General features: G+C 65.4%; 10 protein-coding genes. 4 read left to right on the top strand and 6 right to left on the bottom strand.

Annotated elements, in window-relative coordinates:
* Positions 1-166: 166 nt before the first annotated feature.
* Entirely contained in the window at positions 167-1,135 is a 969-nt protein-coding gene (locus M1D78_RS01375) for a phosphate ABC transporter substrate-binding protein PstS family protein (RefSeq protein ID WP_437422348.1), read from the bottom strand.
* Between the two features lie 219 nt (positions 1,136-1,354).
* Between M1D78_RS01375 and M1D78_RS01370 the strand changes: the two genes are divergently transcribed.
* Positions 1,355-1,756: an acyl-CoA thioesterase gene (locus tag M1D78_RS01370; RefSeq protein ID WP_437422349.1), complete on the top strand. Its 402-nt coding sequence runs from the start codon at positions 1,355-1,357 to the stop codon at positions 1,754-1,756.
* An 18-nt stretch (positions 1,757-1,774) separates the two neighbouring features.
* Here M1D78_RS01370 and M1D78_RS01365 read toward each other — a convergent pair whose 3' ends face one another.
* Positions 1,775-2,956, bottom strand: coding sequence for a GGDEF domain-containing protein (locus M1D78_RS01365; RefSeq protein WP_437422350.1), 1,182 nt, complete (start codon positions 2,954-2,956; stop codon positions 1,775-1,777).
* A 155-nt stretch (positions 2,957-3,111) separates the two neighbouring features.
* Here M1D78_RS01365 and M1D78_RS01360 point away from each other — a divergent pair, with 155 nt between their 5' ends.
* From M1D78_RS01360 to aldA, 3 genes are all read left to right on the top strand, one after another.
* Positions 3,112-4,026, top strand: coding sequence for an AEC family transporter (locus M1D78_RS01360; protein WP_457933566.1), 915 nt, complete (start codon positions 3,112-3,114; stop codon positions 4,024-4,026).
* A 202-nt stretch (positions 4,027-4,228) separates the two neighbouring features.
* Complete coding sequence (locus M1D78_RS01355) at positions 4,229-6,388, top strand: PQQ-dependent dehydrogenase, methanol/ethanol family (protein ID WP_437422352.1); 2,160 nt, start codon at positions 4,229-4,231, stop codon at positions 6,386-6,388.
* A 17-nt stretch (positions 6,389-6,405) separates the two neighbouring features.
* Complete coding sequence (aldA, locus tag M1D78_RS01350; RefSeq protein WP_437422353.1) at positions 6,406-7,842, top strand: aldehyde dehydrogenase; 1,437 nt, start codon at positions 6,406-6,408, stop codon at positions 7,840-7,842.
* Positions 7,843-8,029: 187 nt separating this feature from the next.
* On the opposite strand, the gene M1D78_RS01345 is transcribed toward aldA, so the two are convergent.
* The 4 genes from M1D78_RS01345 to recD form a co-directional block, all read right to left on the bottom strand.
* Positions 8,030-9,940, bottom strand: a complete 1,911-nt coding sequence (locus tag M1D78_RS01345) for a sigma-54-dependent Fis family transcriptional regulator (RefSeq protein ID WP_437422354.1) — start codon at positions 9,938-9,940, stop codon at positions 8,030-8,032.
* Between the two features lie 182 nt (positions 9,941-10,122).
* On the bottom strand, positions 10,123-10,884 hold the full coding sequence (locus tag M1D78_RS01340; protein ID WP_437422355.1) for a substrate-binding periplasmic protein: 762 nt from the start codon (positions 10,882-10,884) through the stop codon (positions 10,123-10,125).
* A gap of 87 nt (positions 10,885-10,971) precedes the next feature.
* A complete protein-coding gene (locus M1D78_RS01335) occupies positions 10,972-11,433 on the bottom strand; it encodes a hypothetical protein (protein WP_437422515.1) in 462 nt (153 codons plus the stop codon).
* 131 nt (positions 11,434-11,564) lie between these two features.
* Positions 11,565-13,430 carry an exodeoxyribonuclease V subunit alpha gene (gene recD, locus M1D78_RS01330; RefSeq protein ID WP_437422356.1) on the bottom strand — a complete coding sequence of 622 codons (1,866 nt, stop codon included), beginning with the start codon at positions 13,428-13,430 and terminating at the stop codon, positions 11,565-11,567.
* Between the last annotated feature and the right edge of the window lie 166 nt (positions 13,431-13,596).

Below are 13,596 nucleotides of genomic sequence, written 5' to 3'. Positions count from 1 at the left end.
TTGGCGCAAGCCTATATCCGGGCTTGGGGCCGGTCGGGCGCCTAATTTAATGCAGTCGTGTGACAGAAAAATTACAAGGCAATGACACGACAACGCCCGCCAACGCGCTTGGCGTGGCGGGCGTTTGCTCAACCTGCGACCGGGGTCGCAGGCTGTGCAGCAGACCTTAGTTGAGGCCCAGGTCGCTCAGCGTCTTGTCGACGACTTTCTTCGGCAGCGGGATGTAGCCGTCCTTGACTACGACTTCCTGGCCCTGCTTGGACAGTACGAGCTTCAGGAACTCGGCGTCGATCGGGCTCAGCGGCTTGTTCGGCGCCTTGTTGACGTAGACGTAGAAGAAGCGAGCCAGCGGGAACTTGCCAGCCAGCGCGTTCTCTTCGTTGGCTTCGAAGGCTTCGCCACCCTTGGACAGCGGAACGGCACGGACACTGGAGGTCTTGTAGCCGATACCCGAGTAACCAATCGCGTTCAGCGTGCTGGAAATCGACTGCACCACCGAAGCGGAGCCCGGCTGCTCGTTGACGTTGGACTTGAAGTCGCCCTTACACAGCGCTTCTTCCTTGAAGTAACCGTAAGTGCCGGACACGGAGTTACGGCCGAACAACTGGATCGGCTTGGCAGCCCACTCACCGGTCAGGCCCAGGTCGCCCCAGGTCTTGATGTCTTGCTCGCCACCGCACAGACGCGTGCTGGAGAAGATGGCATCGACCTGCTCGATGTCCAGGCTCTTGATCGGGTTGTCCTTGTGCACGAACACCGCCAGGGCGTCGATGGCGACCGGAACGGCGGTCGGCTTGTAGCCATACTTCTCTTCGAAGGCCTGGATCTCGTTGTCCTTCATCGGACGGCTCATCGGTCCAAGATTGGCGGTGCCTTCAGTCAGAGCGGGCGGAGCAGTAGACGAACCGGCAGCCTGGATCTGGATATTGACGTTCGGGTAGAAACGCTTGAAGTCTTCGGCCCACAGAGTCATCAGGTTGGCCAGGGAGTCGGAACCGACGCTGGACAGGTTGCCGGAGACGCCGGAGGTTTTCTCATACGTCGGCAGCGACGGATCAACCGCAGCGACCGAACTTGCAGCGCCTACACCGGCAGCGACAAACGTCAGGGCCGCCATCAAACGATTCAGTTTCATACCTTGCTCCTAGCAGGGGTGTGCTCGAGTGTGTTGGAACGGAGGCCATTGTCTGCAGGCCGTGTGACCACTCTATGAATGGAATATGACAATCTGGTTACGAGCCACCCGCGCCGGCGGCGGTCGCTGGACCCGCCGTCAGCGGCTATACTCGGCCCCCTGCCCGCGTCGATGCGGGCTTTTCGCGCCAGAAAAACAAACGCGCCGCGAGTCCGACCGATGAAAGAATACGAACAGGAAGATCCGATCCCGCAGGGCGACCTCGCTCTCCAGCTGACTGCACTGCCGCGCGAGACCAACGGCTTCGGTGACATTTATGGCGGGTGGCTGGTGTCGCAGATGGACCTGGCCGGCACGGCGATGGCCAGCCGGGTCGCGGCCGGCCGGGTAGCAACGGTCTCCATCGACCGGATGGCCTTCATGGTGCCGGTGCCGGTGGGCGCGCAGCTGTCCTTCTATACCCAGACGCTGGACGTAGGGCGGAGCTCGATTCGCATGCTGGTAGAGGTGTGGAGCGACGACCCGCTGTCGAGCGAGTGGCGTAAGGTCACCGAAGCGGTGTTCGTCTTTGTCGCGATTGACGGCAGCGGCCGGACCCGCCCGGTCATGCCGCGCCGCTGAGCCGCTTCTTCGGGCCTGTCAGGCTGCAACGTAGCGGTTTTTTCCTGCCTGTTTGGCGCGGTAGAGCGCGGCATCAGCCGCCTGATAGAGCTGCTCGGCGCTCTGCCCGGGCTGCCACATCGCAACGCCAATGCTGGCAGTGACACGCGCGCCCTGCGCCGACGCCGGGTGCGCGATGGCCCGCTCAGCCAACGCCTCCAGTATCTGCCCGGCAATCACCTGAGCTGCCTGCGCATCGCAGTTGAGCAACAGCAGCGCGAATTCCTCGCCTCCGACGCGCGCGGCCAGGTCCATGGGTCGGCGCGAGAAGCCCGCCAGGATCTCGCTGAACTGGCGGATCAGCGCATCGCCTGCCGGGTGGCCCAGCTTGTCGTTGTAGGCCTTGAAGTTGTCCAGATCGAGCAACAGCAATGCCAACGGCTGGCGGTCACGTCGCGCCTGTAGCAGCGTCTGCTTGAGCGCTGTGTCGAAGCTGCGCCGATTGGCAAGCCCGCTCATGGCGTCGTGCTCCGCAACCCAGCCCAGCAGCTTGCGCACCAGAAACTGCTCGCGCTGCGAGTACTCATGCACATAGCGGCTGATCGCGCCGATGATCAGCAGCAGCGTGTAATAGCTGACCGAAATCCAGTGCACGCGCATTTCTTCGGACGGCAGGATCACCGCGGCGATGACGATATCGATGAGGATGATCGCCGCCGCGCTGGCCAGCGCGCGCCAGAACGTGATGCCAAGAAAGAAGAATGAACAAACGATCAGCAGCCCAGCGCCATAGCGAAAGGCGAACTCTGGCTGCAGCACCTCATACTGGATGTCGATACGTGCAGCGATGGCGCCGACCAGCACCAGCAACAGCGGAAACAGCCGATTCGCCACTACCCGTATGCGCGTTCGCAGCAGCGTGATGATCAGGACAGCGAAACCGGGCAACGTCTGCAACAGGCGCAACAGCGTCAGTTCGCGCAGCCATGCCGGGTCGTGATAGGTAAAAAGCCTGTGTTCGACGTAGAGGTAGCCGCCGACCACCGCCAACAACAGACAGGCACCTAGGCACTGTGCGAGGCGCGCCTGCCGATCAACATAGCGGCGGAACTCGCGCTCCAGCTCGGGCGCGAACAGTAGGCAGCGAAACCCACCGAGCAGCTGCCGGCCGTAGGACGTGTCGCGAAAATCTTCCGCGGACTGGTGTTCGAGGGTCAACATCGGTATCGCTCTTGTACAGGCCCGGCGAATGATATCACTTAGACATCACCCCGCTTGGTTTCCCGATGAACGCACCAACCGGTTCCGGCGGCCACACCTGGCTTGCGGCGCGGCGCTTGACGTTCCACTATCGCTGAACCTGCACCGATGGATGTATACGAGTGACCACCCTGCTGCTGGCCCTCTGGCCCCTTTTCGCCCTGATCGTCGCCGGCTATTTCTTGCGCTTGCGTGCTTTTCCAAGCGCCGAATTCTGGCCCGGCGCGGAGCGCATCAACTATTTCATCCTATTCCCGGCCCTGCTGTTCAGCAGCCTGGCCACTGCGCCACTGGACAACCCCGCCCTGCCGCAACTCGCGAGTGGGGTCATGTTGAGCCTCGGCGTGGCCTGGATCGCCCTTCTGGCCGTCAAGCGTCTGCGTGGCTGGCCGGCCGCCCGCTTCGGCGCAATCACCCAGGGCGTGCTGCGCTTCAATACTTACCTGGGCCTGGCCGCCGTGGGCAGCCTGTTCGGCAAAGACGGCCTGGCCATGGCTGCGCTGATGCTTGCTCTCATGGTGCCGACTGTGAACGTGATGTCCGTATGGGCATTGACGGCCGAGCGCGGTGTTAGCGTGCGCGGCCTGCTCCTTCCAATCATCAAGAACCCGCTGATCCTCGCGTGTCTGGCTGGCGCGCTGGTCAATTTCTCAGGCCTGGGACTACCGGGCGGCACCGACCGGTTGCTCGCCTTGCTCGCCGCTGCCAGCCTGCCACTGGGCCTGCTGTGCGTAGGGGCGGCACTTAAACCTCGCGAGCTGGGCGGGGAGATTCCCGCGCTGGGCTGGAATTGCGCGGTACGCCTGCTCGCCGTGCCGCTGCTGGCTTATGGCGTTGCCATCATGCTCGGCCTGCCGACGATGGAGACGACCATTCTGGTGCTGTTCTTCGCCCTGCCCACCGCGCCGACCGCCTATGTGTTAACCCGCCAGCTTGGCGGCGACAGCCACCTGATGGCCGGCATCATCACCCTGCAAACGCTGCTCGCCGCCGCCAGCCTGCCGCTGGTGCTGACCTTGCTCGGAAGCTGACCCTCTCCGTTGCATGGCTGCGACCCTGTCGCAGCCATGCAACACCTGCAGCGCGACACTCGGTTGCACTGACACGCCCCGTCCCGCCCGCAAGCCCCGCCAGCCGTGGGCTGCATGCCCTTCGGCCGGCCTGGCACAGCGGTTGCTCTCCCTGGAAGACCTGCCCCTGAGGCGGTCGATCAATAACAAGAGAGAGCCTGCGATGAAGTCATTCGATCCCTACCTTGGCCGGTTTCCGGCGCCCACGCTGCTGGGCGCCAGCCTTGCTGCCCTGCTGTCCCTGCCGCTGCACGCCGCCGACGTCGACGGCAAGCGCATCGCCAATGCCGACGCCGAACCCGGCAACTGGATGAGCCACGGCCGCGACTACGGCGAGCAGCGCTTCAGCCCGCTGAAGAAGATCACCGATGCCAACGTCGACGAACTCGGGCTAGCCTGGAGCTACAAGCTCGACATCGACCGCGGCGTCGAAGCCACGCCCATCGTGGTCGACGGCGTGATGTACACCACCGGGCCCTTCTCCATCGTCTATGCGCTCGATGCGCGCACCGGCAAGGAAATCTGGAAGTACGACCCCAAGTCCGACCGTTCCCGCGCCGGTGAGGCCTGCTGCGATGCGATCAACCGCGGCGTCGCCGTGTGGAAGGGCAAGGTCTATGTCGGCGTGCTCGATGGCCGCCTGGAAGCCATCGACGCCAAGACCGGTGAGCGCGTCTGGTCGGTCGACACCCGCTACGACAAGGAACGCAGCTACTCCATCACCGGCGCGCCGCGAGTAGTCAACGGCAAGGTGGTGATCGGCAACGGCGGCGCCGAGTTCGGCGTGCGCGGCTACGTCACCGCCTATGACGCCGAAACCGGTAAGCAGGCCTGGCGCTTCTTCACCGTACCGGGCGACCCGGACAAGCCCGCCGAAGGCAAGGGCATGGAGATAGCCAAGAAGACCTGGCACGGCCGCGCCTTCGTCGAACAGGGCGGCGGCGGCACAGCCTGGGACTCCTTCGCCTACGACCCGGAGCTGAATCTGCTCTACATCGGCGTCGGCAACGGCTCGCTGTGGGACCCAATCTGGCGCAGCGAGGGCAAGGGCGACAATCTGTTCCTGTCCTCCATCGTCGCGGTCAACGCCGACACCGGCGAATACGTCTGGCACTACCAGACCACGCCGGGCGATGCCTGGGATTACACCGCCACGCAGCACATGATCCTGGCTGACCTGGAGATCAAGGGTAAACAGCGCAAGGTGCTGATGCAGGCGCCGAAGAACGGCTTCTTCTACGTCATCGACCGCGCCACCGGTGAGCTGCTCTCGGCTGAAAACATCGTGCCGATCAACTGGGCCAAGGGCGTCGATCTGAAGACCGGCCGGCCCATCGTCGACGACGAAGCGGCGGCCTACTGGAAAGGTGAAAAGAAGGCCAAGCTGGTCCAGCCGGGCTTCTGGGGCGCGCATGACTGGCACCCCATGTCCTATAACCCGAACACCGGGCTTGTCTACATCCCCGCGCACATCATGTCCGCCTGGTACGAGCACGTGCCGGATAAGCCGGCGCGTAACAAGTTCAAGAGCATGTACCAGCTGGGCCTGAAGACCGGGATGATGCCCGAGGACCCGGAAGGCCTCGGCAAGTACGCCGACACCTGGTCCGGCAAGCTGATCGCCTGGGACCCGGTCAAGCAAGAGCAGGCCTGGGAAGTGCCCTACGTCACCATCTTCAACGGCGGCACCCTGAGCACCGCTGGCAATCTGGTCTTCGAAGGCAGCGCCGATGGCCGGGTCATCGCCTATGCCGCCGACACCGGCAAGAAGCTCTGGGAGCAGCCGGCTGCCAGCGGGGTGATGGCCGCGCCCATCACCTACAGCGTGGACGGCGAGCAGTACGTGACCTTCATGGCGGGCTGGGGCGGTGCCTTCTCCACCTTTGCCGGCGCCCTGTCGCTGCGTGCCGGTGTTCAGCCCTATGCCCAAGTGCTCACCTACAAGCTTGGCGGCACGGCCGAACTGCAGGAACCGGCGCCGCGAGAAGATGCACCCAAGCCGCCACCACTGACTGCCGATGCCGCCACCGTCGAGGCCGGCGGCAAGCTCTATGACGGCTACTGCTCGCAGTGCCACGGCATCCATGCGGTCAGCGGCGGCGTGCTGCCGGATTTGCGCATGCTCACCCCGGAAAAGCATGAGCAGTTTCTCGGCATCCTCCACGGCGCACGCATCCCGGATGGCATGCCGTCGTTCGCAGAGGCTTTCGACATGGAGCAGATGGGCCAGATCCATCAATACCTGATCAAGCGCGCCCACGATCGCCTTGAGCACGGCCCGGACGACCTGCCACAGCCGACCCAGAAAACGGCCAGCAACTGACCACTAGGAGAATTGACATGACTGACTTGACGACCTACCAGAACTACATCGACGGCGCCTTTGTCGCCAGCGACAACCTCATCGAGGTGCGCAACCCGGCGACCGGCGCGGTGCTCTCCCGCGTGCCGGAGTCCGATGCCGCCACCGCCGAACGCGCCATCGCCGCCGCCCGCGCCGCGCAGAAAGCCTGGAGCCAGAAGCCTGCCATCGAGCGCGCCGGTTACCTGCGCGCCATTGCCAGCAAGATCCGCCAGAACGCCGACCGCCTGGCCCGCGTCATCACCGAGGAAGGCGGCAAGATCCAGAGCCTGGCGCTGGTCGAAGTCAACTTCACCGCCGACTACCTCGACTACATGGCCGAATGGGCGCGCCGCATCGAGGGTGAGATCATCACCAGCGACCGGCCCGGCGAAAACATCTTCCTGTTCCGCAAGCCGCTGGGCGTGGTGGCCGGGATCCTGCCGTGGAACTTCCCCTTCTTCCTGATCGCCCGGAAGATGGCGCCGGCGCTGGTGACCGGCAACACCATCGTCATCAAGCCCAGCGAAGAGACGCCGAACAACTGCTTCGAATTCGCCAAGCTGGTGGCCGAGACCGACCTGCCCAAAGGCGTGTTCAACGTGGTCTGCGGCAGCGGCGCTGGGGTCGGCAGCGCGCTGACCACCAGCGACAAGATCGACATGATCAGCTTTACCGGCAGCGTCGGCACCGGCCAGCGGATCATGGCCGCCGCGGCGCAGAACGTCACCAAGCTCAACCTGGAGCTGGGCGGCAAAGCCCCGGCCATCGTAATGAACGACGCGGACCTGGACCTCGCCGTCACCGCCATCCGCGCCTCGCGCATTATCAACACCGGGCAGGTCTGCAACTGCGCCGAGCGCGTTTACGTGCAGCGCGGCGTGGCCGACCAGTTCATCGAACGCATCGCCGGTGCCCTGGCCGAAACGCGCTACGGCGACCCCATCGCCCAGGCGGACGTGGAGATGGGCCCACTGATCAACGAGGCCGGGCTGCGCAAGGTCGAGCAGATGGTGCGCACCGCCCAGAGCCAGGGTGCGCAGCTGGTCACCGGTGGCGCCGTGGCGGACCTGGGCAAAGGCTTCCACTACCAGCCGACGCTGCTCGCCAACTGTTCGCACGACATGGAAATCATGCGCAAGGAAGTTTTCGGCCCGGTGTTGCCGGTACAGATCATCGACGACCTGGACGAGGCCATCGCCCTGGCCAACGACTGCGAGTACGGCCTGACCTCTTCGATCTACACGCGCGATCTGTCCACCGCGATGAAAGCGGCCGCTGGCCTGGACTTCGGCGAGACCTACATCAACCGCGAGAACTTCGAGGCGATGCAGGGCTACCACGCCGGGGTGCGCAAATCCGGCATCGGCGGCGCGGATGGCAAGCACGGCCTGTACGAGTACACCCATACCCATGCGGTGTACGTGCAGAGCTGATCAGCCGAGCATGCCCGGTCCCGCGCAGGCGAGATCGGGTCATGCGGGTCTGTGTGCCGGGGCTGAGTTCTAGTTGCGCTGGCATTAGGTGCTGGGTGCCTTTGGGGCGCATAAATTCGCCCCTACGCCCGGCATCTGTAGAGGTGAATTTATTCGCCTGACGTCCCCACACCGGCCAGCCTTTCCCTTACGACAAACCGTACCGACGCACCTTGCGATACAGCGTGGCGCGGTTGATGCCAAGGGAACGCGCCGCCGACGTGACGTTGCCGCCATGCTGCTCGAGTGTCGCTTGCAGATGGGCCGCTTCGGCCGCGTCTCGGGTCGTCTCCAGCGATTGCGTCACGGACGACGACTCCACCGACACCGACACCGACAGGACTTCCGGTGGCAGGCAATCGAGACCGATCACCCCGTCGTCTGCCAGCGCGACCGCACAGCGCAGCACGTTGATCAGCTGGCGCACGTTGCCCGGCCACGCGTAGGCGATCAGCCGCGACATCGTTTCGGGTGCCAGCGCGATCCACTCATCGGCCGACTCCTGCTCCAGCACCCGCTGAATCAGCCCGGCACGGTCCTCGCGCTCACGAAGTGGCGGCAGTTGTAACGTCAGGCCGTTGAGCCGGTAATACAGGTCCTCACGAAACTCGCCCGCAGCCACCATCGCGGGCAAGTCGCGGTGCGTCGCGCAGACCAGTTGCACATTCAGCGACACCGGCGTGGCGGCGCCCAGCGGCACCAGTTCCCGCTCGGCCAGCACCCGCAGCAGCCGCGTCTGCAGGTGCGCCGGCATATCGCCAATCTCGTCGAGAAACAGCGTCCCGCCATTGGCCTGCTCCAGCTTGCCCTTCATCCCCTGCCGGCTGGCGCCGGTAAAGGTGCCGGCGCGATAGCCGAACAGTTCGCTTTCGATCAGCGACTCCGGAATCGCCGCGCAATTGAGCGCTACGAAAGGGCCGGCCGCACGCTGGCTGGCCTGGTGGATAGCGCGGGCGAACGCCTCTTTTCCCGTGCCCGTTTCGCCGCGCAGCAGCAATGGGATGTCCCGGTTGAGGACCCGCCGCAGGCGCTGCACGGTCCGTTGCAAGTGGCTGTCTCCGCCGGCCAATTGTTCGAGCGTCGGCACGGCGATTGTCGTCTGCCGCGCCGGCACCGGGGCGGCACGTTGGGCGGGCATTGGCGGCAACCGCAAGGCCACCTCCAGCACCGGCTCGTCTGGGCGCAGGTGAAGGGTGGTGCTGCGTGCGCCGCCCTGGGTCAGGCTGATCAGACGATCCAGCGAGACCGGCAGCAGCGCCTCGACCGCCTGCCCGAGCAGCGGCCGTTCGCCGGTCGCCGCGGCAAAGGCAGCACGGTTGGCGCCGAGTACGCGGCCGCCGGCATCGAGCGCGAGCAATTGCTCGTTGCCCAGGTCGTTTTCCTGGCCACCAAGTGTCAGCACGACGCAATCGGCGTAGCGTTGCCGAAAGCTCGCATTCTCGATCAGGCGAGCGTACAGGCTGACCAATTGCAGCGTCAGGTATTGCGCCTGCTTTGGCCCGCCACTGTTCAGGCAGGAGGCGTTGAGACAGCCCATCAGCGCACCCTGGGCATCGAACAACGGCGCCACCGAGCAGCTCAGGCGGAAGTGGCTGTTCAGGAAGTGCTCGTCGCGGTGGATGATCAACGGCTGCCCGGCCGCCAGACCGGTGCCAATGCCATTGGTGCCGACCAGCGATTCGTCCCAGCAACTGCCGATGACCAGGCCGGAATCGGCGTACGGGCTGTGGCGGCTTGGCAGGCGCGCGTCCAGCGTAATGCCGCGACGATCGCTCAGCAGGACAGCGAAGCCTGCCGGGTTGAGCCGTCGCGACAGGCCCTCGACGCCCTGGCTGGCGACGCCGAGGTAGTCATGGTGCGCCTCCTGGTGCAGGCGGATCTCGTGCGCCTCGAGTTGTGCATGCGGCGCGTGCCGGGCCGGGTCTAGCCCGTGCTGGCTGACGCTGCGGTGCCAGGATTCGGCGATGAGTCGATCGGGCTGGCTCTGCCGGTCGGCGAAATGCGCGGCGACGAAGGCGGCGAGCTCGGTTGGCAGCTCGGCGTGCGAACGGGGGATCATGCAAGGCTCCAGACCCGGCGCCGAAGCGGGCCAGGCGTTGTTGTTCGTATGAGCCGGTCGAGACGGCGACAATATTGACTAGCCTAGCAGCGGTTTGCGGAACCGGCCGCCTGGCTGGGCGGTACCAAAGGCGAGCAGCACTGCTTCGATTGCCTGAGACGGTCGAGGTTCGACGAGCGGCCCTACAACGGCTTGACGGGCAAGCGCGCCTGATCCAACAAGCGATGGTATTCGCCACTGGCGCGTAGGGTTTGCAGGCCCCGGTCGAAGCGCTCGATCAGCGCCTCACCGCCCGTACGGCTACGCGGCACGATAAGGTGCATCGTCTCGCGGCCGACCACCGAGTTCGAGACGTGAAAACGCGATCGGGGCCCCTCGGTGGCCTGCAGGGCGAAACGGCCCAGCTCCAGATCAGCCAGGAAGACATCGTCACGGCCGAGCAATAGCAACTGTGCGCACTCGTTCAGGCCCGGCGGCGAATGACGCACCAGCACACCCCGGTCAACCAGCTTCTGGATAGCCTCAGGTAACTGCCAACCCAGCGGATGGCACAGCCGCCGCCCGGTTACGCGGGCCAGGTCTGCGTACTCGATGGCGTCCTTAGCGCGACTGAACAGGTGTTGCTCGGACACGTACAGCGGCGAGGAAAAGAGAAAATCGCGCTCGCGCTGCGCCGCGCGAATGTAGGGAAAGGTGGCGTCGTACTCGCCACGCAGGGTCATGAGATAGCCGCGTTTCCATGGTTGCCATGCCAGCGAAGTGTCCTGGCCGCCGCGCGTGAACGCTGCCTGTACCACCGAGGACAGCATGCCGGCACCGACCAGCGACTGGCCGGTGAGTGGCGCATAGTCGTCGCCCGTCACAAGCCGGACAGTGCCCGCATGAGTCCCCAGGCTGATCGCCAGGCTCAGCAATAACCATAGGCTGCGCGTGCACCCTTTCATCAGTCAGATCCCGACGTGCATAGAATGGCCGGGGCGAAACGTACCTGATGCCGCGTTACAGATCAGCATGACAACACCCGCGACCGATCAGCGCACGGTCTGGCCGCGCAGGAGATGCAGCAGTAACAGCGCCATTCCTAGCCCCGTAATGACCAGCACCAGCACCAGCATCGGCCCCAGGTAGCCGACCAACTCCTGCAGCCACAGCAGCAGTTGCCGAATGATCATCAGGCTCAAGCGGCCATCCCGATCGGCGGCTTCCAGGCGATAGGCGCCCTGCTCCCAAACGTCATACGCAGCACTGAGCGGCAGCAGGGCCATCGGCAATAGCAACAGGCACAGCCAATAACCGCTTCGCCGCCTCGGACCGAGCAGCCCCCAGGGCCGGTAGGCCGCGCGGATCAGTTGGAGGAAGCAGAAGGTGTAGTAAGCGATAGCCAACAAGGCCAAGGCGCCGCCCAAGGACGGCTCGGCCCACAGGCCGTACAGCGCAGCCCCGGCGAGCGACAGGCTGAGCAGGCCCCAAACCAAGAGAAAGAAGATTTTCATCGCGTGTCCCGGTTGTGGGTGATCGGCGAACGCCCATCGGAACAGAAAACCCGAGCGGATACCGGCAACCGTTTCACGAAACGAGCCTGCATTGGCGGCGATCATGCAGGGTTCGTGACCGGTGACCCTGTTCAGAACAGGCTGAGCTGGTCACCGGCCGGCTCGGGTTGCGCCGGCGGGCCGTCGCGGACAACGGGCGCCACCGCCTCTGCTGCTGATACCCGTGCCGATGCCGATGCCAGCCGCTCGGCAAGTCCGGCGGCGCGTTCGGCCCGAGTGGCAACCGCCTCAGCCAACCGCGCCGGCAGCGCCCAAATCTCCACGACCCGCTTGGCGCGGGTGATGCCGGTGTAGAGCAACGCGCGCGTCAACAGCGGGCTCGGTTGCTCAGGCAGCGCCAGCAACACCTCGGCGAACTCCGAGCCCTGGCTCTTGTGCACCGTCATCGCGAAGGCGCTGTCATGGCTCGGCAGGCGCGCCGGGGCGAAGCCGCGATGACCCTCGTCGCCCTCGAAGAACACCCGCAAACCCTGGTCGGTGTTCAGGCACAGGCCGATGTCTCCGTTGAACAGGCCCAGCGCATAGTCGTTCTGCCGCACCATTACCGCGCGGCCGGGATACCAGCGCTCACGGCTCGCGACGCCGAAGCGGCGTTTGAAGCGCGCCTCCAGTGCCTCGTTGATGCCAGTCACGCCAAACGGGCCGTCACGCTGCGCCGTCAGCGCACGGAAATCATTGAAGGCGGCGAAAGCCGCCGCGGGGTCGGCCTGCCGCGCGGCCTGCAAGTAGGGTGAGTAGCCTTGCTCCAGCCGCTCGATCAGCGCGCCCGGGGTCGGTGTCGCGTTCCAGACCAGGTCATCACGATTTTCCTGCAGCAGCGCGACGGTCCCCTTCGCATCGCCGCCGTTTATTCGCCGTGCCAGCTCCCCGATGCCGCTGTCGCCGGCGAAACGATGGCTGTGGGTCAGCAGCACCACGGCATCGCCGAGGCGCGAGCGCGGTGGCTCGACGGGCACCGGCTGACCGGTGAGACGTTCCAGCTCGCTCGCTGCCTCGGCATCGAAACCGCGCCCCTCGCAAAGCTCGGCGAAGACTGCACCGGCTTCAACGGCGGCGAGCTGATCCTTGTCGCCGAGCAGGATCAACCGCGCCTTGGGCGGCAGGGCATCGACCAGCTTGGCCATCAAGGCCAGGTCAACCATGGAGGCCTCGTCCACGACCAGCACGTCCAACGCCAGCGGATGGGATGCATCGTGACGAACCCGTGGGCTGTCGCCGCGGCTGCCTAGCAGGCGATGCAGGGTACGCGCCTCGTCCGGCAGCGCCGTCTTGACCGCCTCGCTGACCGGCAGATCGGCCTTGGCGTCGCGGATCGCCTCGGCCATCCGCGCAGCGGCCTTGCCGGTGGGCGCGGCGAGGCCGATGGCCAGACGCTCGCTGCCCGGCTGTTCGAGCAACGCGGCCAGCAAGCGCACCACCGTGGTGGTCTTGCCGGTGCCAGGGCCGCCGGAGATCACGGCCAGGCGCCGGCGTACCGCCTGGGCGGCGGCCAGGCGCTGCCAGTCCGGGCGCTGCTGGTTGAAGGCGAACAGCCGCGCCAGGCTGTCGGCGAGCTGCGCTTCGTCCACAGCCGGGGCTTCAGTTGCGCGGGCGATTAGCTGCTCAGCCAACCCTTGCTCGTAGGCTTGGTAACGGGCGAGGTAAAGCCGATCGCCATGGAGGATCAGCGGTGCGTAGTCGCCTGGCACACCAACCAGGGGCGAGGCCTCCAGCATCTCGCGCCAGGTGTCGAGCGGCGGCAGGTTGAAATCGTGCTCCGGCCACGGCCGTTGACCACCCAGGCGACGTAGCGGCAGGCAGACATCACCGCGGCCCAGCGCCTCGCAGCACAGCGCGGCGGCCACCAGCACCGGCTCGGCGGCCTGTGGCTCGAGGCGCTGCAAACTGCCGACGATGGCACGCTCCAGCGGACCGAGGGGTAGCTCTTGAAGCGTCATGGATGCGTCCTCACGGAGCGGTGGCAGGCGCCTGCGTATCGATGGGTTGCACCCTCCCTGGGCGCAGTGTGGATCAGCTGCCCCAAACGCTCAACGGCGCCTATATGCCCACTCCCGCTAGGGGACAGGGAGCAGGCGGCAGGCTGGCTCCTGGTTGGTCGTAGAG

Source organism: Pseudomonas sp. SA195 (assembly GCF_054131565.1).
This window is presented reverse-complemented; position numbering and strand designations above follow the sequence as displayed.

Coding starts and splice junctions, on each gene's coding strand:
- aldA (WP_437422353.1), top strand. CDS start 6,406: ATGACTGACTTGACGACCTACCAGAACTACATCGACGGCGCCTTTGTC.
- M1D78_RS01375 (WP_437422348.1), bottom strand. CDS start 1,135: ATGAAACTGAATCGTTTGATGGCGGCCCTGACGTTTGTCGCTGCCGGT.
- M1D78_RS01355 (WP_437422352.1), top strand. CDS start 4,229: ATGAAGTCATTCGATCCCTACCTTGGCCGGTTTCCGGCGCCCACGCTG.
- M1D78_RS01340 (WP_437422355.1), bottom strand. CDS start 10,884: ATGAAAGGGTGCACGCGCAGCCTATGGTTATTGCTGAGCCTGGCGATC.
- M1D78_RS01365 (WP_437422350.1), bottom strand. CDS start 2,956: ATGTTGACCCTCGAACACCAGTCCGCGGAAGATTTTCGCGACACGTCC.
- M1D78_RS01370 (WP_437422349.1), top strand. CDS start 1,355: ATGAAAGAATACGAACAGGAAGATCCGATCCCGCAGGGCGACCTCGCT.
- recD (WP_437422356.1), bottom strand. CDS start 13,430: ATGACGCTTCAAGAGCTACCCCTCGGTCCGCTGGAGCGTGCCATCGTC.
- M1D78_RS01335 (WP_437422515.1), bottom strand. CDS start 11,433: ATGAAAATCTTCTTTCTCTTGGTTTGGGGCCTGCTCAGCCTGTCGCTC.
- M1D78_RS01345 (WP_437422354.1), bottom strand. CDS start 9,940: ATGATCCCCCGTTCGCACGCCGAGCTGCCAACCGAGCTCGCCGCCTTC.